At 43.9% G+C, this 25965-nt stretch carries 22 protein-coding genes, 1 tRNA gene and 2 pseudogenes; 15 read left to right on the top strand and 10 right to left on the bottom strand.

What is annotated here, in order from left to right; all coding sequences use genetic code 11:
• The first annotated feature begins 59 nt into the window (after positions 1-59).
• Together PAENI_RS09810 and PAENI_RS09805 are read left to right on the top strand one after the other, a co-directional pair.
• Entirely contained in the window at positions 60-1163 is a 1104-nt protein-coding gene (locus PAENI_RS09810) for an ATP-binding protein (protein ID WP_149645109.1), read from the top strand.
• A gap of 123 nt (positions 1164-1286) precedes the next feature.
• Complete coding sequence (locus PAENI_RS09805; RefSeq protein WP_188114518.1) at positions 1287-2792, top strand: leucyl aminopeptidase; 1506 nt, start codon at positions 1287-1289, stop codon at positions 2790-2792.
• Between the two features lie 104 nt (positions 2793-2896).
• Here PAENI_RS09805 and PAENI_RS31800 read toward each other — a convergent pair whose 3' ends face one another.
• From PAENI_RS31800 to PAENI_RS09790, 4 genes are all read right to left on the bottom strand, one after another.
• The gene (locus PAENI_RS31800) at positions 2897-3043 is read right to left on the bottom strand and encodes a hypothetical protein (RefSeq protein ID WP_179085847.1); all 147 of its coding nucleotides are present in this window, start codon (positions 3041-3043) and stop codon (positions 2897-2899) included.
• 103 nt (positions 3044-3146) lie between these two features.
• Complete coding sequence (locus PAENI_RS09800) at positions 3147-3326, bottom strand: FeoB-associated Cys-rich membrane protein (protein WP_076286329.1); 180 nt, start codon at positions 3324-3326, stop codon at positions 3147-3149.
• Positions 3327-3370: 44 nt separating this feature from the next.
• Complete coding sequence (gene feoB / locus PAENI_RS09795) at positions 3371-5383, bottom strand: ferrous iron transport protein B (protein WP_149645108.1); 2013 nt, start codon at positions 5381-5383, stop codon at positions 3371-3373.
• A complete protein-coding gene (locus tag PAENI_RS09790; protein WP_231573393.1) occupies positions 5380-5550 on the bottom strand; it encodes a FeoA family protein in 171 nt (56 codons plus the stop codon). Before PAENI_RS09790 ends, feoB begins: the two co-directional genes overlap by 4 nt.
• 335 nt (positions 5551-5885) lie before the next feature.
• Between PAENI_RS09790 and PAENI_RS09785 the strand changes: the two genes are divergently transcribed.
• The 3 genes from PAENI_RS09785 to PAENI_RS09775 all read left to right on the top strand — a co-directional run bounded on the left by PAENI_RS09785 (position 5886) and on the right by PAENI_RS09775 (position 9489).
• The gene (locus PAENI_RS09785; protein ID WP_170880320.1) at positions 5886-6845 is read left to right on the top strand and encodes an aldolase catalytic domain-containing protein; all 960 of its coding nucleotides are present in this window, start codon (positions 5886-5888) and stop codon (positions 6843-6845) included.
• 330 nt (positions 6846-7175) lie between these two features.
• Positions 7176-9302: a putative bifunctional diguanylate cyclase/phosphodiesterase gene (locus PAENI_RS09780; RefSeq protein WP_149645106.1), complete on the top strand. Its 2127-nt coding sequence runs from the start codon at positions 7176-7178 to the stop codon at positions 9300-9302.
• A 113-nt stretch (positions 9303-9415) separates the two neighbouring features.
• Positions 9416-9489: transfer RNA gene (locus PAENI_RS09775), tRNA-Gly, on the top strand.
• 141 nt (positions 9490-9630) lie between these two features.
• On the opposite strand, the gene PAENI_RS09770 is transcribed toward PAENI_RS09775, so the two are convergent.
• A complete protein-coding gene (locus PAENI_RS09770) occupies positions 9631-10986 on the bottom strand; it encodes a dipeptidase (RefSeq protein WP_149645105.1) in 1356 nt (451 codons plus the stop codon).
• Positions 10987-11275: 289 nt separating this feature from the next.
• On the opposite strand from PAENI_RS09770, the gene PAENI_RS09765 reads away from it, so the two are divergent.
• From PAENI_RS09765 to PAENI_RS31795, 4 genes are all read left to right on the top strand, one after another.
• Entirely contained in the window at positions 11276-11671 is a 396-nt protein-coding gene (locus PAENI_RS09765) for a winged helix-turn-helix transcriptional regulator (protein ID WP_231573394.1), read from the top strand.
• Positions 11672-11713: 42 nt separating this feature from the next.
• Positions 11714-12667: a TRM11 family SAM-dependent methyltransferase gene (locus PAENI_RS09760; protein WP_188114517.1), complete on the top strand. Its 954-nt coding sequence runs from the start codon at positions 11714-11716 to the stop codon at positions 12665-12667.
• Positions 12668-12698: 31 nt separating this feature from the next.
• A complete protein-coding gene (locus tag PAENI_RS09755) occupies positions 12699-13316 on the top strand; it encodes an NUDIX hydrolase (protein WP_042185753.1) in 618 nt (205 codons plus the stop codon).
• Positions 13317-13484: 168 nt separating this feature from the next.
• Positions 13485-13637, top strand: a complete 153-nt coding sequence (locus tag PAENI_RS31795; protein ID WP_156113065.1) for a hypothetical protein — start codon at positions 13485-13487, stop codon at positions 13635-13637.
• Positions 13638-13738: 101 nt separating this feature from the next.
• Here the strand turns inward: PAENI_RS31795 and PAENI_RS09750 are convergent, their stop codons facing one another.
• The 3 genes from PAENI_RS09750 to PAENI_RS31790 all read right to left on the bottom strand — a co-directional run bounded on the left by PAENI_RS09750 (position 13739) and on the right by PAENI_RS31790 (position 16492).
• On the bottom strand, positions 13739-14206 hold the full coding sequence (locus tag PAENI_RS09750; RefSeq protein ID WP_042125149.1) for an ASCH domain-containing protein: 468 nt from the start codon (positions 14204-14206) through the stop codon (positions 13739-13741).
• 26 nt (positions 14207-14232) lie between these two features.
• Positions 14233-16203: an ABC-F family ATP-binding cassette domain-containing protein gene (locus PAENI_RS09745; protein WP_149645104.1), complete on the bottom strand. Its 1971-nt coding sequence runs from the start codon at positions 16201-16203 to the stop codon at positions 14233-14235.
• Between the two features lie 121 nt (positions 16204-16324).
• Positions 16325-16492, bottom strand: a complete 168-nt coding sequence (locus PAENI_RS31790; RefSeq protein ID WP_156114741.1) for a hypothetical protein — start codon at positions 16490-16492, stop codon at positions 16325-16327.
• 180 nt (positions 16493-16672) lie between these two features.
• On the opposite strand from PAENI_RS31790, the gene PAENI_RS09740 reads away from it, so the two are divergent.
• A complete protein-coding gene (locus tag PAENI_RS09740) occupies positions 16673-17050 on the top strand; it encodes a PH domain-containing protein (protein WP_076298221.1) in 378 nt (125 codons plus the stop codon).
• Positions 17051-17055: 5 nt separating this feature from the next.
• Here the strand turns inward: PAENI_RS09740 and PAENI_RS09735 are convergent.
• Positions 17056-17517: pseudogene (locus PAENI_RS09735) on the bottom strand (chromate transporter); the annotation flags it as partial.
• 186 nt (positions 17518-17703) lie between these two features.
• On the opposite strand from PAENI_RS09735, the pseudogene PAENI_RS09730 reads away from it, so the two are divergent.
• The 3 genes and pseudogenes from PAENI_RS09730 to PAENI_RS09720 all read left to right on the top strand — a co-directional run.
• Positions 17704-17958, top strand: a pseudogene (locus tag PAENI_RS09730) (hypothetical protein); the annotation flags it as partial.
• A gap of 231 nt (positions 17959-18189) precedes the next feature.
• Positions 18190-20007: an adenine deaminase gene (locus PAENI_RS09725; RefSeq protein WP_149645102.1), complete on the top strand. Its 1818-nt coding sequence runs from the start codon at positions 18190-18192 to the stop codon at positions 20005-20007.
• 323 nt (positions 20008-20330) lie between these two features.
• Positions 20331-20783: an IDEAL domain-containing protein gene (locus tag PAENI_RS09720; RefSeq protein WP_042185792.1), complete on the top strand. Its 453-nt coding sequence runs from the start codon at positions 20331-20333 to the stop codon at positions 20781-20783.
• Between the two features lie 92 nt (positions 20784-20875).
• Here the strand turns inward: PAENI_RS09720 and hemH are convergent, their stop codons facing one another.
• A complete protein-coding gene (gene hemH / locus PAENI_RS09715) occupies positions 20876-21889 on the bottom strand; it encodes a ferrochelatase (RefSeq protein WP_188114516.1) in 1014 nt (337 codons plus the stop codon).
• Between the two features lie 492 nt (positions 21890-22381).
• Here hemH and PAENI_RS09710 point away from each other — a divergent pair, with 492 nt between their 5' ends.
• Entirely contained in the window at positions 22382-24685 is a 2304-nt protein-coding gene (locus PAENI_RS09710) for an FMN-binding protein (protein ID WP_149645100.1), read from the top strand.
• Between the two features lie 199 nt (positions 24686-24884).
• On the top strand, positions 24885-25841 hold the full coding sequence (locus PAENI_RS09705) for a 3'-5' exoribonuclease YhaM family protein (protein ID WP_042125202.1): 957 nt from the start codon (positions 24885-24887) through the stop codon (positions 25839-25841).
• The last annotated feature ends 124 nt before the right edge of the window (positions 25842-25965 follow it).

The following is a 25965-nucleotide window of genomic DNA, read 5'->3' as shown; positions in this document are numbered from 1 at the left end:
GTAATTTGATGTCGCTTTAGCGTCTTCGTCAAATGCAGTAAAAGGGGGAACTTCGTATCGTGATTAGCCAATATCAAGAAAGTCTTCTATTACCGGGAAGAACCTATCAATCAGGACCTGTGGATACTACATACGAGGATGTACTAGAGAATATTGACAGCGGAATCATGCTTTTTGATGAAGAGGGAGTTATAAGTTTTGTAAATAAGCAAATGTACGGGATGCTAGAATTAACCCGTCACTCCCTTGTCGGCTGTACAATATCACACCTATTATCTAACGTTAGACTAAGCCGCTTTAAGAAAAAGCAAGTACTGCAAAGCTATAGAGAGATGGTATACAAAGGAAAATCAAATTATGAATTTTTAGACGAGTATGGCCGTTACTGGAAGGTTACATTATGCTGTGGAGAGCAAATGAAGGGTTGTTATTTGTTTACAGTTAAAGAAATCTCCGATTATAAGTTGATTGAGCAAACGGCTTACCAGAACGATAGTTTGGCTATGCTAGGTAAATTATCTGCATCTATTGCACATGAAATCCGGAATCCATTAACTGCAATTCGTGGATTTATTCAATTGCTTCACCCGCATCTACAGCAGCTTGGGAAGCAGGAATACGGCAAGATAATCTTGGCAGAGATCGATCGTGCCAATGATATCATTCATGAATTCCTTACTTCCTCCAAGCCGTCAGTTCCTCAAGTGGGAATGATTCCTGTGTCAGCTTTACTCAAGGAAGTAGTGCTGCTTACAGAGAGCGAAGCCCTGATGAAAGGTTGCCAGATCAATCTACATCCTTTTCAGGAGGATATGATGATTTCTGGAGATGTAAAACAAATGAAGCAGGTAGTCCTCAACTTGATTAGAAACGCTATGGAGGCCGTTGCGGATAGAGCAGATGGTTTAATGGGTAAAATAGAGGTCGGAGCCCACAGAGAGGGTTCTGAGGTCCGTATGTTCATTTCTGATAACGGTAAGGGAATGGATATCCGTACACTGGACATGTTATTTAGTCCATTTTTTACAACTAAGGAGAATGGGACAGGGCTAGGGCTTTCCGTGAGTGACCGAATCATCAAAAATCATGGCGGATGTATTTCTGTCAGTAGTAGAGTTAACGAAGGTACTCATTTTGTAATCTCATTGCCATTAATCCATTAGTACATTCGAATAGAATATATAGTGTTTAAGAGGCTGATCCCTGCGGATAATACAGATGCAGAGATCGGCCTTGCTTATGTTACAATGGGGGTTGGTTTTGGGAGACAAATGGAGGTAGACACAATGAATATAGAATTTAATAGTGGCAGTGCCATTAATGAAATACAGGGTGATGCCCTTATTCTTATCATCTCTGAGTCGGAAGCCCATCATGGCGGCCTCTCAGAGAGGTGGAATGACAGAATTCGATTATTAGGAAAGTCAGGTCTCTTTAGTGGGAAGCTGAATCAGACTTATGTACTGCCGTTAGATTATCCATCTGGTTGTCCTGTAGCTATTTTAGTTGGAAAAGGGGACCAATTACTTAGTACTGAAGACCTACGTCAAATGGCGGTTCAGATAGCACGTGCAGCACTTCGATTGAAGGCAATACAGCTAGTGTTTCAGTTACCTGAAGGTGTTCAGGAGCTAACAGAAGATAAGGATATCGTATCTATTGCCTATGCGTTGTCTGAGGGGTTGTCACTTGGTTCCTATCGTCGTCCCACCTATAAGCAGGAGCAATCTCAATATACAGGTCCAAACTCGGTTATTTTTACTATCGAGAAGAAGCCAGCGGATACTTTCGAGCGTGACTGGAATCTGGGCATGCAGAGAGGGCTGGCTTTTGGTGAGGCTACGAATCTGGCACGGAACTTGACGAATATGCCCGGCAATCTGCTGACTCCATCTGACCTTGCTGTGGCCGCTATAGAAGTTGCTGAACGTTATGGATTTCCTTCCGAAGTGCTGGATGAACGGGAAATTGAGCAAAAAGGAATGGGCGGATTGCTCGCAGTCGGAAAAGGAAGTGTAAACCCTCCGCGAATGATCGTCATCCGTTACCAGGGAACGGGGCACTGGGATAATGTAGTGGGGCTGGTCGGTAAAGGGATTACTTTTGATACGGGGGGAATTTCCTTAAAAAGAGCCCCAGGCATGGAAGAGTTAATCAGTGATATGGGAGGCGCAGCGGCTGTGCTTGGAGTCATGGAGGCATTAGGCCGATTACGTCCACGAATTAATGTCGTAATGGTCATTCCATCCGCTGAGAATATGCCATCTGCTAATGCCTTTAAACCCGGGGATATCATTACATCAATGAGCGGAAGAACCATAGAAGTATTGAATACCGATGCAGAAGGCAGACTTGTACTTGGGGATGCGCTGACCTATGCTCGGGAATGGGGAGCGAAACGAGTTATTGATGTCGCTACACTGACAGGTGCAGTGTTGTCGACATTAGGAGATATAGCTACAGGTGCTGTTACTAACAACGAGGAATTTATGGAGCAGTTTCTGACAGCAGCTAATGTTTCGGGTGAAAAAATATGGCAGCTTCCCGCTTATCCGGAATTCCGTGAAATGCTAAAGAGTGAAGTTGCCGATATCCGTAACACCGCAGGAAGATTCGGGGGAGCCACTACCGCTGGGTTATTTGTAGGTGAGTTTGCGGAAGGTCTGCCGTGGATACACCTAGATATTGCTGGAACCGCATTTCTTTCTAAAGAACGTGGAGTTAATTCTAGAGGCGGTACAGGAGTCATGGTTCGCACATTGGTTCAGTGGTTGCTCAGCGAAAGCGAATGATTAGCTCTTCATAATCAACAAAAAGAAACCTCGCCCTAGGACAATGGATGGAAGACCGACCATTCCCTAAGGCGAGGTTTCTTTGCTTTTGTAAGAATGGAAGATTAAATATTGCCACTGGATTTTTTAGCCTTTGATTGAGAAGTAAAGGATTGAATACTGTTCATTATTTTATCGCGAGTTCCCTTATTCTTCAGTAAATAGGCTACGCCCAATGCGGCTGTTGTGAAAAATGTTTTTTTTGTGTTCATAGTGATTACCTCCTTAGGTATAGTCTGTAGTTGCTTATAACAAACATACCCGAAAGCAATGCAAGCTAAACTATGAACCCTTTCATATAACGGTTAGGCAAGCCTACTTCTTCTTATTAACAGGTGTTGAGCAGCAGGAGAGGGGAGAATCTAAAGACGCTGCAGAACAGGTCTTGCCCTTATCACAGCCAGCGCAAGCGCCTTGCTTTCCCTTTTGCACATGTCGATAGATGATCCAGCCTGAATAACCGAAGATCAGAGTGACGATTAGAACATTTATCATTATGGTGCCCCACTTTCATTAAGAGAATCAACGAATTACAAGTTCTACGACCAGCCTAATAATCGCCCACCTTGGAAAATAACAAAAGATACGATATATGCCAGAGCAAGAGAATAGCCAATGGAGAAGAAAGTCCATTTCCAAGAGGCTGTTTCTTTTTTGATAACCCCTACAGTGGCCAGACAAGGAATATATAACAGGATAAAGGCCATAAAGCTGATTGCACTCAGCGGTGTAAAGACTTGTGAAATTTGATTCTCTAATCCAGCGGTATCTGGTGCGTGATAGATGATATTCATCGTAGACACAACAACCTCTTTCGCTAAAAATCCTGGGACCAAGGTAGAGCCAGCCTGCCACGTTCCGAAACCAAGCGGTTCCAGTAGTGGTGCAATCATGCCTCCGAATTTAGCTAGATAGCTATGATCCATTTCTACACCAAATCCTCCAGGACCAGCATAAGACATAAACCAAATAATAGCTGATCCTGCTAGAATAATCGTTCCCGCTTTACGAAGGAACCCTTTGCCCTTCTCCCAAGTGCTGCGCGATAAGGTTTTGATCTGCGGCATACGGTAAGGAGGAAGTTCGATGATGAAGACGGAGGATTCATTCTTGAATAAGTATTTAGAGAATACCTTACAAAGAATTAGGGCAAAAACAATACCCATAACATACATAGAGAGAACGGCAAACGCTTGTTGCTCAGGGAAGAATACAACTGCGAATAATGCATAAACAGGTAATCTTGCAGAACAAGACATCAGCGGCATTAACAGGGTTGTCAGCATGCGGTCTTTGGGCTGTTCGATGCTTCGCGCCGCCATAATGGCCGGCACATTGCAACCAAAACCAATGATAAATGGAATGAATGCTTTTCCGTTCAGTCCCATTCGTTCCATGGTGCTGTCCATCAACAAGCAGACCCTTGCCATGTATCCGGAATCCTCTAGGAAGGAAATGATCAGAAAGAGAATGAAGATTTGCGGAACAAAGACCAGTACGCCGCCTACACCGCCGATGATGCCATCCACAATCAATGCATGCGTGAAGCCTGAAGCTCCAATGGTCTGAAGCAGCGAGTTTGTTCCATCACTAATAGGGCCGGAAATCAAGCCATCTACGATATCTGATAGGGGGCCGCCAACCCAGTCAAATGTAGTCTTAAAGAGAGCATACATAAAGAAAATGAATAAGGGCAGTCCCCAAAATCGATGAGTCAATACCGAATCTAGTCTTTCGGTTAAGTTATGGGGCTTCTGAGCTGTCGTATCAAGGACTTCGACACAAATATTGCGAATATACTCCATACGGTTCGAGCGAATCCATTGCGGGAGTGTCAGGGCGAGTTTTTTGATTTGTAGCTCACTCTGACAAGACTCACAGATATTTAGCAGTCCCGTAACATCTATACGCGACTTCAGAAACTGAAGTATAACCGGATTCTGTTCCAATAGCTGTAGAGCGACCCAACGGTGATTGGGCAGATCTTTTATAGAACGTAATTCCTTTTCTATAGAAGATATTGCTCGCTCGACGACCTCACCATAATTCAGCTTGAACTTTACAGCAGGAATAGCTGACGATTCCTCGAGGATGCTGAGCATCTGTACGCTGCCTTTACCGGTTCTTGCTATAAGTGGGAGGACGGTGACACCCAATCTTGATTGTAAAATGGTTTGATTAATATGAATACCGCGCGCATTAGCGACATCAATCATATTAAGACCGAGTACAGTAGGCTTGCCATACTCAAGTAGTTGAAGCGTGAGCAGCAGATTACGTTCCAGCTGGGATGCATCCACGATATTGATTAATGCTTCAGGGGATTCTTCTATCAGATATTGGGCTGCGACCCCTTCATCACGGGAGAGTGGGTGCAGAGAATAGATGCCGGGCAAATCAATGAGCTTGCCTGCCCCGTTCTTCAGATTTCCGATCTTTTTCTCAACCGTAACGCCTGACCAGTTACCTACATATTCGTATGAAGTCGTTAATGTATTGAAGACAGAGGTCTTACCTGTATTGGGATTGCCCACAAGAGCTATAGAACTCAAGATACGTTCACCTCAATCAGAGAAGCTTCTTTGCGGCGTATGGCGAACAGCTGGCCGTTACATTCTAGCGTAATCGGTCCCCAAAAGGGTCCCTTTCCTTTAAGACGGATGTTCACACCCTCTGACACTCCGAGATCAGCAAGACGACGGCGTAGAACGGGGTTCATTCCTTCTATTTTATGAATATTTCCAGCAGCGCCAGGTTGTAATTGTAGTAAGGAACAGCAGGTAGAAGCAGCTATTGTAATCCCTCCAAAAGAGATTGAGAATCAATCTCAACTGTTTTCTTGTAATGTAGCATTTTTAAGTGTTTGTATACTGTGACATTTGTCCCTGACCTACTGTGGTAATTACTTTAAAGTGCTAAAGCCGAAATACCTTTACAATTTATTCTTCATTAAAGTATGATTGAACGATATAAATTGCATAGTAAAGCTATGCTAGAGGTTATAATGATTGCAATAGCACATACGATGATTGCAGGAATTGAAGGGAGATAATTATGAAGACTAATCAATGTAAAATTGTTGACTGCACCATTCGCGATGGGGGGCTCGTTAACAACTGGGATTTCAGCGTGGAATTTGTGCAAAATTTGTATGCCGGCTTGAATGAGGCTGGTGTTGACTATATGGAAATCGGTTATAAAAACTCCCCTAAACTGCTCAAAGGAGCAGAAGGTGCTGGACCATGGCGTTTTCTGAACGATGACTTCTTACGTAAAGTTATCCCGCAAAAGGGACATACGAAGCTTTCCGCTTTGGTTGATATCGGTCGTGTGGATGAGAATGATATTTTACCTCGCAGCGAAAGTATGCTGGATTTGATTCGGGTAGCTTGCTATAGCAAAGATGTGGAGAAAGCCTTACAGCTGGTACAAACCTTCCATGATCTAGGCTATGAGACAACGATCAATATTATGGCTTTGTCGAATGTAATGGAGAATGAATTATTAGAAGCTTTCGAAATGATTCGTGAGAGTGTAGTTGATGTAGTATACATTGTGGATTCATACGGTAGTCTAGATCACAACGACATCAATTACTTAGTTGAGAAGTTCAAAACTCATTTGCCAAACAAACGCCTGGGCGTACATACCCACAATAATCTTCAACTCGCGTTCTCCAATACGTTGATTGCTGCTGAGAAAGGTGTAGAGCTGCTGGACGCTTCCTGTTATGGAATGGGACGTGCTGCGGGGAACTGTCCTACAGAGCTGCTAGTGACCCATTTGAAGAATACACGCTACACATTGCGCCCTGTAATTGATATCATTGAACGCCTGATGATTCCTTTACGTGAAAAAGAAGAGTGGGGCTATATCATTCCTTACATGATCACTGGAACGCTTGATGAGCATCCACGTTCAGCAATGGCGCTTCGCGCATCGGCGGATAAGGATAAAGCGGTTGATTTCTATGATAAGCTTACAACACCAGAGGTTAACTTCGGAGATAAATAAACCTGTTGTTCAGAAGCACTGAACCCGTTCGTAGGGGAAGTGCTTTTTTTTTTGAATAAAAATAAAATTTCTATAAGTTTCTCTGATAAATGATTCTAATATTTTTCGCTAAAATACTTACCGTTCTAATAAGAAGCCTGAAGGTATTTTTGCTTGCCTGCTAGAAGAAAATGGTTTATATTTATGCAAGATTTATGAATAATCGCTATAAAAATACGACCTCACAAAAGAAATGTAACTTTAAAGACCGATCTAGCCGATATTTATACATAGGACAAGACTATACATAGTTGCTTAATAATCGACATCATTTTCAGACGCGAGGGATCTATGAGACAAGAAGAGAAAAAGACAATTCAAGCGGCTATTGTAGGAGCCTTACTGTTCCTATTCATTCAAATTTTCCATACATCGTTAAACCGATTGGACAATTGGGATATTATTTCTGCACTCTATCTCATTGTCGGCTGTTGTACTGTTGCTTTTGGATTTGCGATATTTGCACAGGGCTGGTTGTTCTTCTCTAGCAGATTATCTAAAGGAAGATTATATGTCGCAGCTCTTTTTGGTGGAATATGTATTATTGATTTCTTGCATACACTCGGCTTTGTAGCATTTCCATTGATTTCATCGTTTATAACCCCTGAGGAATCAAGGTGGCTGCTTACCTTTTCACGACTATCCAGCGGTCTGGGTATATTGTTTATTTTTGGTAGAGAAGACAAACCTGTGACCGTTACCGAAAAAAGAAATGTATTCAGAATCGCCTTCATGTTGATCGTGCTCTTCATCGCATTATTTATATTTATCCACTCGGCAGTGCCTGAGTTATTTACTAAGCCTTGGATGAGTACACTTAAACAATTCGTTGATCTGGCAGTACTTTTTGTTTATTTAGCAGGTGTTGCTGCCATCGTATTTCCTGGGAATAATGAAAAGTCAGCCTCGCTGCTTGTTATTATTCGGGCACTTATCTTTTTCTCGCTAGGCCAGGCTTTTTTTATGACTCCCATAAGTGGCGGAAATATTGATGATCTCTTTGGGATGTTATGTAGCGGAATTGCTTATTACCAGTTGCTTACTGGCGTGTATCGTCTGACAATTGAAGAGCCATTTTACGAGAAACAGCTGGCCGAAGAACGGATCAATTATTTGGCGTATCATGATGATTTAACAGGACTTCCTAATAGACGACGGCTGACACAGCGTGTAGAAGAAATGATTGATGCTGGAGAGACGGACATAAAGGATCAATTCTCAGCTTTGGCCATTATGAATATTAATCATTTTAAGAATATAAATGACTCTCTGGGTCATTATGCCGGAGACCTTTTATTGAAATTGGTGTCTGAGCGTCTCAGTAATGAGGCTAGATCCGGTGAAGAGCTGTATAGTATGGGAGCGGATGAGTTTGCTTTTCTAATGACAGAAAGAGCAAGTCTTGGAGAATGCTTGGCACGAGCTACAGAGTTGCTCAGATTATTTGAAGCACCCGTTAATATAGAATCTGGCGAGTACCATATCTCACTCAGCTTGGGGATGAGTATTTATCCTGGTGACGGGGAAACTGCTGAACATCTCATTCAAAATGCGGATACTGCTGTTCATAATGCGAAGGAACAGGGCGTGGAGATTCGTCGTTATATCCCAGCCATGCAGATGAAGGCAAAGGAACGCCTGAAGCTGGAAAATGACCTTCGAAGAGCGCTTGAGCGTGATGAGTTCTATCTCTTATATCAGCCAAAGGTGCAGCTGGAGACAGAAGAGATTGTAGGTATGGAAGCTTTATTGCGCTGGAATCATCCTAAGCGTGGTATTGTCTCACCTAATGAGTTTATTCCATTAGCTGAGGATAGCGGGCTAATTGTTCCAATTGGAGAATGGGTACTGAAGACGGCGTGCCTGCAAAATAAACAGTGGCAGCTAGCAGGCTACCAGCCGATATGCGTCTCTATCAACTTATCTATGCGTCAATTCCTTCAGCCGAACCTGGCTGGTAAAATTCATACCATTCTAACCGATATTGGTTTGGATCCATGTTATGTTGATCTTGAAATTACAGAGAGTATGACCTTGGATAAAGAAACGGCTTTTGATCAGCTGAAGCGCTTGAAAGAGCTAGGTGTGTTCATTAGCATCGATGATTTTGGTACAGGTTATAGCTCATTGCACTATTTGAAGGATATGCCGATCGACAGGCTAAAGATTGACAGATCGTTTGTCTCCGAGGTTATGGAGGACAGTAATAATGCGGCAATAGTCTCCACGATTACTTCTATGGCGCATCATTTGAAGCTTAAGGTTACCGCAGAAGGGGTAGAGAACAAGGAGCAGCTGCAGTTTTTGCGTGAGCAGCATTGCCATGAAGCTCAAGGGTTTTTGTTCAGTAAACCTATTCAAGCAGCTGAATTTGAGACCTCATTTTTGAAAAAGGCTCCCCTCGGCGCTTCCTTGTAAAATATAAGAAAGTATAAGTTGCACACCATACTCTATGTCTTATATTTCGCACAAAAAAATGTTGATTTTTATTTATGGGGGTGATACAATATCTCTTGTACTCACTTTCCAATGCGGGTGTAGTTCAATGGTAGAACTTCAGCCTTCCAAGCTGATAGCGTGGGTTCGATTCCCATCACCCGCTCCATAATTTAAACTTTCAAATCCTTGCGATGCAAGGATTTTTTTATGTTTTGGTTGATGGTTTTGTTATGAACTATTCTTAGATATCAAAAAGCCAGGCTCCTCAATGAAGAGGAGTCTGGCTTTGTTATACTACCTGATTCTCTTAAACAGTCTTCAAGAACTCAACAATGGTGAGCAGTCCCTTATCAAAATTCTCTAGGTTGAAATGCTCATCCGGTGCATGCAGGTTCTCATCATCAAGGCCAAAGCCCATCAGGACCACTGGTGCTTCAAGTACACGGGAGAAGCTTTCCATGATCGGAATGGAGCCACCGTCTTTGGTGAAGAGGGCACGGGTTCCGTATACTTTGCCGTAAGCGTCTGCTGCAGTTTGTAGAATAGGGTTCGATGGATCGATGTTAAAGGCACGTGCCTTCTCCATTTGCGTCACATGCACTTTCGCTCCGGTTTGAATATTAGCCTTCAGATGCGCTTCAACGGCATCAAGAATATGCTGTGGGTCCTGATCGCCAACGAGACGGCAAGTAATCTTGGCATGTGCTTCTTTTGGAATAACTGTCTTGCTTCCTTCGCCTTGGAAGCCGCCATAGACACCGTTAAGTTCAAGTGTAGGGCGAGCACCAATACGTTCTACAAAAGAATAACCTTCTTCGCCGTATAACGCATCGAGTCCAAGTCCTTCGCGAATCTTATCTTCATTCACGCCTTGCTTCACGAATTCCTCACGTAGTATTGGAGAAAGTTCAGGTACACCATCATAGAAGCCTTCTACAGAAACACGACCTTTGTCGTCATGAAGGGAGCTGAGCAGGGACACGAGAGCGTGCAGTGCATTCGGAACACCACCACCGTAAGAGCCGGAGTGCAGGTCTGTAAGAGCTGTAGTTACGCTCACTTCAAGTGATCCTAGGCCACGTAGTCCTGTGCAAATTGCAGGGCGACCACGTTCCAGCAGGGAAGTATCGGAGACTAGCACCGCATCCGCAGCCAGCTTTTCTTTGTTAGCTTCCAGGAATGGAGGAAGATTTGCGCTGCCGATTTCTTCTTCACCTTCGATACAGAGCTTGATGTTAACAGGAAGAGTACCTTCTTGTTTCAGGATTGCTTCAATCGCTTTGAGGTGAATGAATACTTGTCCTTTGTCATCCGTTGCTCCACGTGCATACAGCTTGCCGTCACGGATCTCTGGTTCAAACGGAGGTGTAGTCCACAGGTTTAGCGGATCTACTGGCTGCACATCGTAGTGGCCGTATACAAGAATGGTTGGCTTACCCGGAGCATGAAGATAGTCAGCATATATGACGGGATGTCCCGCTGTCGGATGAAGTTCAATGTTCTCAAGTCCGGCTTTCTTTAGTGTGTCTGTCAGCCAATGGGCTGCAGCTAGTACATCGTCCTTATGCTCAGACAAGGCAGAAATACTTGGAATCTTGAGCCATTGTTTTAGTTCTTCGAGATGTTCATCCCGGTGTGTTGAAAAATACGTTTCATATGACATAGTGTGTATGTACCTCCTTAAGTTTTGCTGCGCAAAACCGGCTATGAGCTTAATCGCCATGCGTGACCGTCTTGTTTAGCATTCTATAGGAATCATTATACTGGAGAACTCACTATGGATCAAAAGCGATTAGAAAGACGTCTTATCTGATCCTTGTGACCGGAGCTTTTTTTCGTAATTAATAGTTCCTTTCCGGTTGTTGATTACTAACAGTAACCATGATAAGCTGATTAAACTTAAGGACAAGAAGGCACTATTACATGCTTGAGTTCCTATGGAGGTAACTACTTTGGAACATTCAATGGACGAACCCATTCGGCTAATGCCGACGCTAGAGGATTGCTCCATCACCCGCCAAATTCTCGACAGGGTTGGGGACAAATGGAGTGTGCTCATCATTGTTAATTTGGGTGCAGAAGCATTGCGGTTTAAAGAACTGCAGCGGCGTTCTGGTGGTATATCACAACGGATGCTGACCCAAACCCTGCGTCATTTAGAACGAGATGGTATAGTTTGGCGTAAAGCTACGCCTACGGTACCTTTGACTGTTGAATATGGTCTGACAAGTTTAGGAGAGTCCTTGCTGGATCCTTTAACTTCCCTAGTGGAATGGGTCAATAGAAACAACGCTGAAATCGCCAAAGCGCGTATAGGGTATGACTGTCAGCACGAAATGTTGGATTAGCAAGCTAGGTGTACAATTTACTGGGATAGAGGATGGATTATTTTGCAAAAGAAAAGTGAAAAAAAAACATTTTTATATACTTACACCTGTTCAGAGGACGAGTTATCGCTATGTCAGATGGAGCTTCGTTGTCTTTTTGGAGAGGAAGTACCTTCTTCAATCTTTAAGAGTGAGGTAGAGGTGGATGTCAGCCGCAGTCCCTTCATTAAAGAACGAATTGATGTTATGTACGAGGGAGACAGCTTGCCTGAGATTTATGATCAAACGGAGCAGGTGGAGCTTGGCGGTAAGACATTTAAGGTTATTTTTGTGAAGACCAATGATCTGTCCCCTGCGGACAAAATAGAATATGATGAGCGAAGAGTGATCGAGCGGGAAATTGGGCTGCGTATTGAAGGGGAAGCGGATGTAAACCACCCTCAGTTGGTATACGGTATTGTTACGCTGGGCGGTCGCTGGTACTTTGGATCATATCATAAGAACAAGGCCACCTGGTTCCGTCAAATGAAAAAGCCGCGTAGCTACTCTATCGCGCTTAGCACACGTGTAGCCCGAGCTGCGGTCAATATAGCCGTTCCGAATCCAGAGGGTGTACGAGCCATCGATCCTTGCTGCGGCATCGGAACAGTAATGGTAGAAGCCCTCTCGATGGGAATCAATATGGTTGGACGTGACATTAACCCTCAAATCGCGATCGGTGCCAGAACGAATATTGCTCATTTTGGATTCACAAGTGAGGTTACGCTTGGAGATATTGCTGACATCACAGAACATTACGATGTAGCTATTGTAGATATGCCTTATAATCTATATTCTAGTATTACACCTGAGGAACAGTTTGCGATTCTAGTGAATGCGCGCCGGATTGCAGATCGGGTAGTTATCGTTGCGATTGAACCGATGGATGAGATGATCACGGAGGCTGGATTTACGATTATAGACCGCTGTGAAGCTAAAAAAGGTTTGTTCTCCCGTCATTTAATGCTTTGCCAGTAATCCTAATCAAGTTATTTAAAGGGGTGCAGCAATGGAGCAGAAATGGTTAACCTGGGCTAAAGAAATACAGGCCATCGCACAGACTGGACTAACTTACGCTAAAGATGTCTATGATATAGAACGGTATCAAGCTTTGCGGGAGCTAAGTGTAGATATCCTCGCTAATTATACGTTCGAAAGCAAGGAGAGAATAAGACTCTCCTTTGCTAGTGAGGGTGGCTATTCTACGCCGAAAGTGGATATCCGTGGTGTTGTTTTTCAGGATGACAGAATCCTGCTTGTCCGCGAGAAATTAGATGGAAAGTGGGCGCTTCCCGGGGGCTGGGGAGACATCGGTCTGTCACCGAGTGAAGTCGTTGTTAAGGAAATTCAAGAAGAATCAGGATTTGAGACAGAAGCAATTCGCTTGCTGGCTGTTTTAGATAAGAAATTTCATAACCATCCTCCGGAGCCGTATCACGTGTATAAGTTTTTTATTTTGTGCAGAATTGTAGGCGGCGAGGCGCTGCAAGGGGTGGAGACGAGTGAAGTATCCTTTTTTGCTGAAGATGAACTGCCTGAGCTCTCATTAGAGAGGAATACAAGTGAGCAGATTGAAACGATGTTTGAATATTTACGAAATCCAGAAAAAGTAGTAATATTGGACTAAGAATTTGCATATTATATATGACTTCCGTAAAGTGATGTTTTTAATGATGTAAATGATGGGTAATTACTATTATGTAAGCACTTACAATGTTGGTATTCTAAGCTTTTAGGTCGAGCGGTCTACATTTTTTCCTCTACTGTGACGATAAGAATTTTAGGAGGGGATCGCATGGAACAAGAAGAGTTGAGCATTCCATTGAAACAGGAAAATGTGGTGCGTCCTGCAGAGGGCAATATTGCCACTGGGCTGGTTTGGGGTATCTTAATCAGCATTCCGTTATGGATCTCTGTGATTGGCTGGATTCTGGGGTTTTGGCGCTGAGCCGTATTTTAATAATTATCTAACTCTATTAGTTGTATAGTATACATCAAAGGCGGTCTCTTCGTAACTGAAGAGGCCGCCTTTTTAGTTTCCTGAGTTTCTCAAGATTTCGAATATACCAGTCTAAAGTTCTCGCAAACTACCTTCATCTTTGGATCAAAAGGCTTCTTCAAGAACGCTAAGGACTCTCTGCTGAAGAACTTCTCATGCTCATGGCGCCACGACTCTAGCGTTCTGTCATCCTCGCCTTCGCTATAGGCAAAGTCAGCGCCTACCTCATCAAAAGGTGTAATTTGCACATCTGTCGTAACGATCACTGCTTGCGGATTACCACGGCCGTCCAGCAGGATACTATGTCGTCCAATTTCTGGTAAGGTCTCGTCACATACTGCATAAATTTCATAGTTCGAAGCGGTTCCTGTCTTAATCCTGCGGATCACCAGATCTAGCAGTTCATCGGCCATTTGAGGACTATCGCCAAAGGCCCAAGCCTCGTAGTTATCCGCTGCTTGTGGATGAAGCTGGGTGTATTCTTCCCAAAAAAGCTTAATCTTCGTTTCGTTGCTCATATCCGTATCTCCTCATGTAATAATCGTTAGTGTCCCGCAGTTTCCATCCAGCCCGCATAGAGCTCATCTAGTTGCTCTTGCACTACATCGCGTTCTTTCTGTAGCTCGGCGAGCTCTGCCGCATTGCTACTGATCAGTGGATCTAGCATTTTGGCATCGATTTCCCCAAGCTGATCCTCAACTTCGGCAATAGCCTTTTCCCAATCAAAGTGGATACTCTTCTTGCGGGAACTGGACGAGTTAGCCGTGGTGACATTAACATTCACGGAACGGTTAGATTGAGGCTTACCGGAGCGTGCAGTGGTTCCATCTGAAGAGAAAGGTTTAGGCTGATCAGGAATAGAGACTGGTGCTGCTAACGCCTGTTCAGCTTGCTTCTCCTTGTAATACTCATAGTTGCCGTTGAAAACTCCAAATCGTCCACTTTCAATGGACCAGAGCTTATGGAACAGACGATTAATGAAATAGCGATCATGTGAAACGGCCAGCACTGTACCTGGGAATTCTTCTAATGCTTCCTCTAGCGCTTCCCGGGAGTCAATGTCTAGATGGTTCGTTGGTTCATCCAGAATTAACAGGTTTGGTTTACGATGCATCAACACAGCGAAACGCAGGCGGGTCCATTCCCCTCCGGATAGATTCGTGATGTCTTTGAATACATCGGCACCGTAGAATAGGAAACGTGCGAGCTGCCCGCGCGCTTCACCTTCTTCTAGTCCGGCCTCTTCACGGAAGTAGCGGAGTACGGATTGTTTGTTATTGTCAGGGACAGCCTCTTGCGCGAGATAGCCAACAACGGTTCTTGAACCAAGCGTGCAGCTTCCGGTGTCTGGCGTCTCCTGACCTAATATAATTCTTAAAAGTGTACTTTTCCCTGCCCCGTTACCACCGATAAGTGCCGTAGTCTCTCCGTAGCGAAGAACTTCGTTTGCGTCTGTAAACAGGCTTCGCTCTCCATATGCCTTACCGATATCCTCCAGTATGACGACTTGATTCCCGGAGCGATCATTTTGTTGTAGCTGCAAATCCATCGATTTGCGCTCAAGAATAGGACGTTTAACCTTTACCATACGATCCAGTGCTTTTTGCATGGAAGCTGCTCGCCGGTAAAAGGCAGGGTTTGGGGGAGTTCCCCGATTCCCAAATTCGATGAGGCGTTTGATGCTCTCCTGCATTTGCTTTATCTTTTTCTGTTGTTCTTGATAATCAGCAAATTGTTGAAGTAGACGTGTTTCCTTCTCTATTTGATAGCCGCTGTAGTTGGTATGGAAGGTAAAAGCCTCGCCATCCTCAATCTCGATCACTTTCTTGACTACAGCGTCGAGGAAGTAACGATCATGGGAAATGGCTAACACTGTACCGTCATAGCTCTGTAAGTACTGCTCTAACCACTCGATGGCGTTCATGTCTAGATGATTGGTTGGCTCATCGAGTAGAAGTACATCAGGTCTACGCAGTAGCAGTTCTGCGAGTCCGACTTTAGTTTTCTCGCCGCCAGAAAGAGAGGAGAAGAGTCGGTTATATTGCCCAGTTCCGATTCCTAGACCAATGGCAACTCGCTGAATGGTGGATTCAATTTCGTAGCCTCCTGCGGTCTCAAATTTATCCTGAAGGCTACCATATTCTTTCAGCAGCCGATTCCATAGCGTTTCATCCGTTCCGGTATTGAAGGTGGACATTTCAAGCTCCAGCTCTCGCAGGCGTTGTTGCCATTGCAAAGGTTCAGCAAAGCTACGCTGTAGAACTTCATATACGGTTTCTTTTTCGTTAACCTCTTGAATTTGAGCCAGCATTCCTACTACACTACCTTTGCGAATTGAGATTTGCCCTTGATCGGGGCGCTCTTCGCCATTCAGTAAGTGGAAAAGTGTAGTTTTACCGCAGCCATTGCGGCCGATTAGACCGATTTTTTCTCCTTGGCGGATATCGAAGGTGATGCTATTTAGTACGAGCTGTGCACCGTGGTATTTTTGAACATTTTGGCATTGAATAATCATATATATTCTCCTTTAAGAATGCCCTTTGCACCGCCAGAACCCTAAATCGAAACTGGAATTCTGTAAAAAACCATAAAAAAAGACCGTAGGGAAATTTCCCCACGGCCTTATCATTCTCCGGTTAACTGATCCGTCCGGGTGATGGCAGGAAAGGCATTTCACAATTGTGTAGTGTTATTAAATTCATGGAAATGGACAGACTTCTCCCGTTATCGCCATTTACATGAGCAATGCCAGCTATCGCTTTAGGTAGCCGACTCATAACACTGTTGGTCCAATTGTGATCCATTCCTTCCACACCCCTTTCTTAACAAATTTAATGACAGTGTAAACAATAATCGGAAATTTAGCAAGTAAAAAGATGGAAGAGCGAAGTTTTACACTGCATATAATATGAAATGTGGAATAATATGGTTCTATGTGGGAGGAGACAAGCCACTAAAAATAACAGATGAAAAGGGGAAGTTATATGGCGATTTTTGACGGATTGATGGGTAATGCATCACAAGTAAATCTAGCGGAGGTACAACGGGAATATGCACAAATCCTTGCCCCTCAAGAGAAAATTGAACGAGCCTACAAGCTGATTAGAGATATGTTTATTTTTACAGACAAACGACTGATTCTAGTGGATAAACAGGGACTGACGGGGAAAAAGACGGACTATCATTCCATCCCATACAAAAGCATCTCGCATTATTCCGTGGAGACGGCAGGGCACTTTGATCTGGATGCGGAGTTATGTATCTATATTTCCAGCAGCACTGTGCCACTCAAGAAGACCTTTAATAAATCCGTGAATATTTATGAGGTACAGGCGGTATTGTCACAATATATTTTAAAATAGTTTAGTTAGACTGTGTAGCGGAGTACCAGACCACCATAGGCAAAAGCGGCTAAGATGACAAAGGCAGGATGCAGCTTAAGCCGCTTGATGGCCCAGAATGCGATTGCGGCAATGAACAGTGTTTGCCAGATTCCGATAGAGTTCGTAGGACCTTTGAGCATTGTCCAAGTGAGCGCAGCCATCATAACTGCAATAACCGGTTGAACAAGCAATGTCATCCCTTTCACTACGGGGGATTGCTTGTGTTTTTGCATGACCTCTAACAGGATAATAAGCGCTACTGCGGAGGGCAAGACGGTTGCTAACAAAGCTACGATGAGTCCTAACCAGCCGTAGACATCATAGCCGACGTAAGCTGCGATTTTGGTAGCAATCGGTCCCGCTAGCGTGCTGGCAATCGCCAATGTCTCCCCAAATTCATCATCGCTCAGCCAAGTGTAGCGAGTTACCGCATCATGATGGATTAAGCTTGCACAATAAGTTTCCTCGAGCTGAACAAATAATTTGTTCCCCTATGGAGGTTGTTCAGCGATTGGGCGTAGCTCGGGAGGATTATGTATTGATTTGAAGTCATCAAATTGTGGCTAGTGATCAGCAACGGATCGGCTATGCCTCCGGCTTTGTTTTCGAAAACATTGTTTCCAGCACTACAGGGATTGGATGGGGATCGCGGAGCGGCGGCGATTTTGCGTTCACCTGATTATACGCTGCTGCTGGAGCGGTTCAGCATTGAAATTGCCATCTCCTTTGGACCTTTGAAAGGAAAGATCTGGCGCATCGGTACGATGGGCTATAGCTGTCGTACGAATAATGTGCTGCGTTTGCTTGGAGCTTTGGAAGCAGCGTTACTTCGACACGGACTTGGTGTTCAAGCGGCACTTGACGTATATGAGGAAAACGTAAGATAATCGTTGGAATAGATGCTGGCGGGTGAGTTCATACCAGGGGCATGTCCGGAGTGTTGGACAATCTTTGGATTAAGAAAACGGCTATCATCTACAGGGATGACGGAGCCGTTTTTTCGTACAATATCAGATTTGCCAACTATGATATCAACACAGCCGATGGTTAAGCAATCCTCTATTATTATGAATCTATTCACTACATCAAGAACGCACTTGGATACTAACGGGGGAGAGATGAAAATGACAACTTTTACAAGAAAGCCTTTAGCAGATTGTGTACCTGAGCTTGTGGCTACGGCAAGAGGAGATAAACCGGCAACACTAGTAATTACAGGTGGAAAGCTGGTTAATGTATGCTCTGGTGAAATTTTAGAAGGAATGTCTGTTGGTATACAAGGTGGACGTATCGCTTATGTTGGTAAAGATGTGACACATATGATTGGTGAAGGAACGCAGGTTATTGAGGCGAACGGTAAGTATATAGCTCCGGGACTACTCGATGGCCATTGTCATATTGAGAGCACACAGCTGACCGTTACTGAATTCTCCCGTGCGGTTCTGCCGCTGGGTACAACAGGTGGTTTCTTTGATGCTCATGAGATTGCTAATGTATTCGGGCTGAAGGGGATTCAATTGATGCTCGATGAGATGCGGGGAACACCGTTAGCGGCTTACATGCAGGTGGCTTCTTGTGTGCCTGCGGCAGGTGCGGAATTCGAGACAACGGGAGCTTCTATTGGACCAGAAGAAGTGGCAGAAGCCTTTACTTGGGGACCCGATGTGATTGCGCTGGGTGAAGTGATGAATTTTCCTGGCGTTGTTTATGGCGATGAGAAAATGCTTGGCGAAATTCAAGCTACGCTGCGGGCAGGTAGATTTGTAGATGGTCATTTCACATGGCCTTCCAGCGACTGGAGATTGCCCGTGTATGCTGCGGCAGGTGTGACTGGCGATCATGAGTGTGTGACGGCAGACGATGTGATTGAGCGCGTTCGACTGGGGATGTATGCCAAAATGCGCCGGGGTTCCGCTTGGCATGATGTGGCTAAAACAATTACGGCCCATACAGAACACGGTATTGATACACGCCGAATGATGCTGGTAACGGATGATCGTAGTTCGGAATCCTTACGAGATGAAGGGCATATGAATTTCGTCCTGTGTGATGCTATTGCTCAAGGTGTTAAGCCTATAACGGCTATCCAAATGGCTACCATTAATACTGCTGAACGCTTTGGGTTAGCGCGGGATATCGGATCTATTACTCCGGGTTCTTTTGCAGATATCATCCTTTTAGACGGGAATTTGGCGGATATTAATGTAGTGATGACAATTGCCGCAGGTGTAGTAGTTGCGGAGAACGGAGTAATGACGGCAGAGCTTGCTAAATTCACTTATCCGGAGGAAGTGTTGGCTTCGGTTCATTTGCCACAGCGTCCTACTTCAGAAGATTTCATCATTGCTGCTCCAATTCAAACAGGTGAACTTACTACAAGAGTTATTAAAGTAAGAGAAAATCATGTGGAGACTATTGAGCGTATGGTTTCGATACCTGTAGTGGAGGGGCAACTGGATGTAAATGCTATAGAAGGTTTGTGCAAAATCGCAGTGCTCGAACGTCATAAAGGTACAGGCAATAAATCAGTGGCCGTTGTCGAAGGCATTGGATTTAAAGAGCCGGCTGCCATTGCAATGACGGTTGCTCACGATAGTCATAATGTACTCGTTATCGGCAATGATGATGAGTTAATGGCTAAAGCTGCAAATGCGGTGGCGGATGCCCAGGGTGGTGTTTGTATGATCACATCCAGTGGAGAAACATTATTCCCGTTGGCTATTGCAGGTCTAATGTCCACGGAACCCTTCGAAATTGCTGCTGCAAAATCAGCTGCGATCAGCAAAGCGCTATATGATGCTGGCTGTACTTTGAACTACGCATTTATGACTTTATCGCTGCTTGCATTGGCGGTTATCCCGACGCTACGCATCACGGATAAAGGACTTGTTCGGATCTCGCCTGAAGGAATACAGTTAGTGCCATTGTTTGTTTAAGTAAAGTTAACTGAATAATAATTAGGCAAAAGACTGTTTTGAGGTCGATGATGACCATTCAGAACAGTTTTTTGTTGTGAAAATAAGAAAGACTAAGTTTTTAAATATAAATATTAAACAGATGGACAAAGATTGAAACATTTTTTCTGTGGAATTAATGAAAAAATATTAACAAAGCGTAGTCAGTTGACGATAATAATGTTAAATTAGATAAAAATTAAAGTGAATGGATAGAGCTAATTTTACATTATTGGCATTTAACGAAATCATAGATATCATCAGGTTTCAGGTAACCCAACTAAGAGGGACGAGGTGCATGAGAGATGATCAGACTAGAAACGCAAGACATTCTGAATATTAGCATGAAGCAAATTGCTACTATTTTTAAAATGAAGCCGCTTGAGCTGAGATTTGTCACTGATTTTCAGGGTGAGAAATATCTCTTAACCAATGATAAGTTACACCTCAGCAACCAGCAGTACTGGGCGAAGGTTATGGAATGTGTCTTTGATGATCATGTTAGACCTGTGCTAATGTGTGAGGTGTTATATTTCCTGCGTAACGAATTTCTGGAAAGTGATATCAAGATATGCTTCTCTTATGATTATGCAGAGGATGGAAATGGAGAAGCCACTGCAACCGCTGAAGTATCTTTTAATGATTCAGCTGATTTGCAGCCGAGTGAGATTGCCGAGCTGATCGACTTTGCATTGACCTTACAGGACAAGCAATGGTTCCATGAACTGACTACTAAATATAAGCAGCTTACAGCATAAGAATCTTTTTAATCCTTAGATCTTATGAACTGACATAGCAAACCGTCTTTTCTGCAGCAAAGAATATTTGCGGACAAGACGGTTTTTTTATGTTACCAGCCCATGGCGTTTCGTTCAACATGCTGAGCCAGAAATTGAAGCCAGTCCTCATGATTGTTCAAGCAGGGGATCGCAGTGAAGTCTTCAGCATGTCCTCCTCCAGCCTCAAATTGTTCGCGTCCTTCTATTGCTAGCTCGTGCAGCGTTTCCAGACAATCCGTTACAAGTCCCGGTGAGAAAATCAAAGGTTTATGAATTCCGCGTTCCGCCAGCTTTCCCAAAACATCTGCTGTAGAGGGACCTACCCATTCTTCGCGTCCGAAGCGTGATTGAAAAGTAAGCTGCCAGCGTTCGGGCTCCCAATTCATAGCTAAAGCGAGAAGACGCGCAGTTTCCATACATTGCTCTGGATAGGGATCGCCTGTATCTGCATATCGTTTGGGGATCCCGTGAAAGGTCAGTACGAAAAAATCAGGATTAGAGTTCAGAAGTTCCATTTGCTGCAGTAAATGCGACTTCATGGCTGAAATATAACCGGGTTCATTATAATAAGCATCCATAAATCTAAGAGCAGGAATAAGGCGCTTTGTTACCGGTCCAGTGGAGCTTTGGCGTCCTAGTGCAGCAAAACTCGCTTGATCGAATACAGATGCCGTCGTAGTGGACGAATATTGCGGGAATAGCGGTACAATGATGATGCGTGTGACTCCGTTAGCTTCCAATGTGTTGATCGCTTGTACCATACTTGGTTCGCTATACGCTAAGCCAAGCTCTACTTGATACCGTGAGCCTAGAAACGCTTGCAAACCAGATCGCTGAGCTAATGAGTGGAAGAGTAAAGGTGATCCTTCTGTAGTCCAGATTTGTCTGTACAGCTCAGCCGACCGGCGTGGACGTAAACGCAGAATAACGCCTCGCAGCAAAGGCTGCCAGAGCAGTGGTGAATAATCTATGATTCGGCGGTCGGATAAAAAACGTTTCAGATAAGGACGTACCGCCTGTGCAGTAGGTGCAGCAGGTGTGCCAATTTGGGCGAGAATAACTCCAATAGGTGGCTGTTTGTTCAAAGCTTTGAACTCCTTTCCCATGTTAGAGATCGTTCTAAAATAACATATCTATTCTTGGATACACAATAATCGAGATCACGTTTTCTACTTTGGGAATAGGAAGTGGGTGTATTGGTTTAGAAAAAATAATGAAAAATCACATTTATGAGCAAATAGTGATGTTTCTTATAGGGTATGTGATTTTAGATACAGAGGAATTGCGGAAAAGTTTGGTAGTATCAAACCAGAAATTGATTGAGAAAGCGCCTTCATTTTTTTCTAATATTATATGTGAATTATTTCACCTTTTATGCGGTTTATTGTAAAAAGGAATGAATAGATTTAAGACGTTATTTTTTTGGAAAGTGATGGGTCGCGCATAGGCATGAGAGGGGGGATGGGTTCTTATGAAGAGAGATGTAATGCTTCATAAGAAGAGAAGGGGCGCTGTGAAAGGTAAGTTTGGTTAAGAAAAGCTATATATCACTGGGGACTTGGTAAAGGAGAATTTTATTGAAAAAACTAATTTCTTTAACGGTTAGCGCGGCAATATTGTTAGCGCCATTTGCTTACACACTTAATGTGCCTGCTTTGAACTTGAAGGTGGATGCAGTATCCGCAGCTTCTGAAGAAGCGGATGCACCAGCAGCCAAACCAACAGCAAAACCAGTCGCAACACCAAAAGCAACAGCAAAACCAGTCGCAACACCAAAGCCAACAGCAAAACCAGTCGCAACACCGAAAGCAACGGTAAAACCAGTCGCAACACCGAAAGCAACGGTAAAACCAGTCGCAACACCAAAGGCAACCGCGGCACCAGCAGCAACGACAAAACCAGCTACTACGCCAAAAGCAACCGCTGCTCCAGCGGCTACTGTAGTTCCAGCAGCGACTGTTAAACCTGTGCCTACAACATTGCCGGTTACAGTTAAGGAAAATGTATATCAAGATGGGGTTTACGTAGCTTATGGCGATGCTTACTCCAAAGGTACCGAAGGTGCTAAGATCGAAATTAAAGATGGGAAAATTACTAGCATCGATCTCCTGAGAACCAGCCCTAAGCTGATCGACAGAGATGCTCGTAACAATTATAGCGCTTTATGGCAAGCTTATGGATTGATGACGAATAAATTGATTGGCAAGACAAGAGATGGAGCAGCTGCAGTAGATGCTGTTTCGGGAGCAACACGCTCTAGTAATGGATGGAAATTGTCTGTAGACAGAGCGTTTGAAAGAGCTCTAACAGTGAAAGATACAGATGCAGTTTACTTTGATGGTGTTCATATGGGCATAGATCCTACAGGTAAATATGCAGTATTTGCAACCTACGAATCCAATAAGCTCACAGCTGTTAAAGTGTACCCGCTGAACAGTGCTGGTGATTTCGTGGATGAGAAGGCCTACACAGCTGAGCAATCCGCAGCAGTTGCAGCTATAACACCAGCATTGCTGGCTAAAGGAACAGCTGCAGAGCCTGTTGCAGGACTCGAAGCCGACTTTAAGGCTGCGATTAATGCTTTCTGGGATGCTGAGCAGAATGCAAAGATTAACAATACTTCTGCTTATGTAGACGGATTCTATTCCTCTTATGGGACTGCAAGAAGTGTTGGTGTTGAAAGAGCTGACATCGTGATCCGCAACGGTAAGCTAGTGGATGTGAAGCTGTTCAGACTTGGGAACAACCTCATTGACAGAGGTGCAACGGCTTATGCAGAAGTTGTAAAAGCTAATGCTCCGATGACAGCTAAGTTGCTTGCTAATGGATCTTACTTCGCTAACTATGATGAGAAAGTAGATGGAATTTCTGGCGCTACAGAAAGCAGTCACGGTTGGAACCAAGCCGTAGAAAGAGCTTTCGAGAAAGCACTGAAAGTTCCTGGTGAAGTTAAATATTTTGACGGAAAATTCGCAGGTGTAGATAACCAATCTAAAGTATTACTGCTTGTTGATGTTGCTTCAGATGCAGTTACAAACATTAAATTAAGCTTGTTCGGAGCTGACGGCAAGCTGATCGCTGATGACAAACTAAGTGCAGAACAAAAATCGCTGGTGGGTACACTTACTTCAGGATTACTTGAAAAAGGTGTGCAAATGTCCGATATCACAGGTCAAGAAGAGCTATCCGCAGCTGCCAAAGCTGCTCTGACTGATGCTTTGACTAACGCATCCAAAGTTCAAGGAACCTATAAAGACGGAACCTTCACTGCATTTGGTGATGCCTATGATAAAGGAACAAACAGAGCAGACGTTACACTGCGTAACGGTAAGATCGTAAATGTTGCTTTGTATCGTGTAGGAATGAATCTTGTGGATAGAGGCAAAGCTGCTTACCCAGAGGTGGTAAAAGCAATTCCGCAATTGACTTCTAGCTTCCTTGCAGCAGGTACTAGAGAAGCTGTGCAAGATGTAGACGCTGTTTCCGGTGCAACTAGTAGTAGTGTAGCTCTCAAGACTGCGGTGGATAGAGCATACGGGAAAGCTGAAATTGTTGAAGCTAACAAAGCGGCTTACTTCGATGGAATCTTCATTGGTGTAAGTACGGATAAGCTTGTAAATGTGATGACGTATGTAGAACATGGCGTTCCTGTTAAAATGCTCGTTTACTATTTAGATAAAAACGGAAGTACAAGAACGGTCAACCAGTTGACTGACGCTGAGCTGGCTGTGAAGAGCGAGATTGAGTCGACTTCAACGGGCTATAGTTTACACAAGTATGGATATCGTGCAGCAGCCTTCGGAAATAATGATGCTGAGAAAGAAGTATCTGCTAAAGTGGTAGAAGCTATTAAATCAGCACTTGAATCGGCTGGCAAATAAGCAATTATCAATCAATAGTTAATCTATAAAGGGGGTTATTCTAGAGCCATATTATGGCCTGTGGAGTAACCTCCTTTATCTACCTGTACATAAAAATGAAAATAGATCGTATAGTGATTTAAAGGGATTTTGGACGTGAGTGTCTAAAGTTTAATATAGAGAGCAGGTACAAAGCCTGTTATTAATAGGAGGCTTCAACATGACACAAATTAAACAGCTCGCTCCACAGGATGAATTTGTTGGCTTTTATCTCTTAAGAGAGCTAGCGATCAAACAAACGAACGGTACTCCTCCAAAGGATTATTTCGACCTAGTCTTGGGAGATTCCAGTGGACAATTGTCCGCGAAATATTGGGATGTCAGCACAACCGATAAAGAAACTTTTTTTCCTATGGCACTGGTGAAGGTTCGCGGGATTGCGCACACTTATCGTGAGAAATTGCAAATCAAAGTAACCAAAATCAGATTGGTGAACGATGAGGATGGCGTTGCGCTAACGGATTTTATTCGCTCCGCTCCTATTCGTCCAGTAGACCTTATTCATACGATTAAAGGGGTTATGGCAAGCATAACAGATCCGGAGATTGCCTCGATTGTCTCCTTTTGTGTAAGCAAAGTGGAAGAGAAATTGATGCATTATCCGGCTGCCAAAACGCATCACCATGCTTATTTTGCCGGACTTGCTTATCATATGGTTCGCATGCTGGAGATCGGGGATTTTCTGTGCAAGCAGCGTCCGTTCCTGAATCCAGATTTAATGAAGGCTGGAATTATTCTGCATGATATCGCGAAGCCGGAGGAGATGATCTCTCAGCTCGGAATTGTCTCAGAATATAGCGTTCAGGGTAAGTTGATTGGTCATATCTCGATGGCATCTAACTGGATTACAGAAGCGGCCATCCGCTTAGACATTGATTTGAATTCGGAGAAGGTTCTGGCGTTACAGCATCTCGTATTATCACACCATAACCTGGGCGAATGGGGTAGTCCTGTTCAGCCGCAAACGGCTGAGGCCGTAGCGCTGCATCATATTGATGCGATGGATGCGAAGCTGCAGATGGTCGAGGATGCGCTGGATACCACACCAGAAACGGAAGAATGGACGCCATTCATCAGAGGACTGGAGAATAAAGCAGTTTATCGGATGAAGATCTAGCGTGTTGTGTTGATCTTGGTTGGTGATCTGGATGAACCGATGGGATGTTCACTGATCGCTGATAAAATATACGGAATTCTTCCCTATAATTAGCACGATAAGGGTCTATTCGAAGTTATTATAC

Origin of the sequence: Paenibacillus sp. B2(2019), from assembly GCF_008370385.1 — a bacterium.
In the GTDB taxonomy this organism is placed as follows: domain Bacteria; phylum Bacillota; class Bacilli; order Paenibacillales; family Paenibacillaceae; genus Paenibacillus_AQ.
The sequence above is the reverse complement of the archived record's forward strand: the minus strand, read 5'-3'. Positions and strand labels throughout refer to the sequence as shown.

What these genes read in the sequence shown, in the direction of transcription:
- PAENI_RS09725 (WP_149645102.1), top strand. Translation starts at nt 18,190, where the DNA reads ATGAAAATGACAACTTTTACAAGAAAGCCTTTAGCAGATTGTGTACCT.
- PAENI_RS09740 (WP_076298221.1), top strand. Translation starts at nt 16,673, where the DNA reads ATGGCGATTTTTGACGGATTGATGGGTAATGCATCACAAGTAAATCTA.
- PAENI_RS09780 (WP_149645106.1), top strand. Translation starts at nt 7,176, where the DNA reads ATGAGACAAGAAGAGAAAAAGACAATTCAAGCGGCTATTGTAGGAGCC.
- PAENI_RS09750 (WP_042125149.1), bottom strand. Translation starts at nt 14,206, where the DNA reads ATGAGCAACGAAACGAAGATTAAGCTTTTTTGGGAAGAATACACCCAG.
- PAENI_RS09755 (WP_042185753.1), top strand. Translation starts at nt 12,699, where the DNA reads ATGGAGCAGAAATGGTTAACCTGGGCTAAAGAAATACAGGCCATCGCA.
- PAENI_RS09785 (WP_170880320.1), top strand. Translation starts at nt 5,886, where the DNA reads ATGAAGACTAATCAATGTAAAATTGTTGACTGCACCATTCGCGATGGG.
- PAENI_RS09705 (WP_042125202.1), top strand. Translation starts at nt 24,885, where the DNA reads ATGACACAAATTAAACAGCTCGCTCCACAGGATGAATTTGTTGGCTTT.
- PAENI_RS31800 (WP_179085847.1), bottom strand. Translation starts at nt 3,043, where the DNA reads ATGAACACAAAAAAAACATTTTTCACAACAGCCGCATTGGGCGTAGCC.
- PAENI_RS09805 (WP_188114518.1), top strand. Translation starts at nt 1,287, where the DNA reads ATGAATATAGAATTTAATAGTGGCAGTGCCATTAATGAAATACAGGGT.
- PAENI_RS31795 (WP_156113065.1), top strand. Translation starts at nt 13,485, where the DNA reads ATGGAACAAGAAGAGTTGAGCATTCCATTGAAACAGGAAAATGTGGTG.
- PAENI_RS09800 (WP_076286329.1), bottom strand. Translation starts at nt 3,326, where the DNA reads ATGATAAATGTTCTAATCGTCACTCTGATCTTCGGTTATTCAGGCTGG.
- PAENI_RS09745 (WP_149645104.1), bottom strand. Translation starts at nt 16,203, where the DNA reads ATGATTATTCAATGCCAAAATGTTCAAAAATACCACGGTGCACAGCTC.
- PAENI_RS09790 (WP_231573393.1), bottom strand. Translation starts at nt 5,550, where the DNA reads ATGAACCCCGTTCTACGCCGTCGTCTTGCTGATCTCGGAGTGTCAGAG.
- PAENI_RS09720 (WP_042185792.1), top strand. Translation starts at nt 20,331, where the DNA reads ATGATCAGACTAGAAACGCAAGACATTCTGAATATTAGCATGAAGCAA.
- PAENI_RS31790 (WP_156114741.1), bottom strand. Translation starts at nt 16,492, where the DNA reads ATGGATCACAATTGGACCAACAGTGTTATGAGTCGGCTACCTAAAGCG.
- PAENI_RS09770 (WP_149645105.1), bottom strand. Translation starts at nt 10,986, where the DNA reads ATGTCATATGAAACGTATTTTTCAACACACCGGGATGAACATCTCGAA.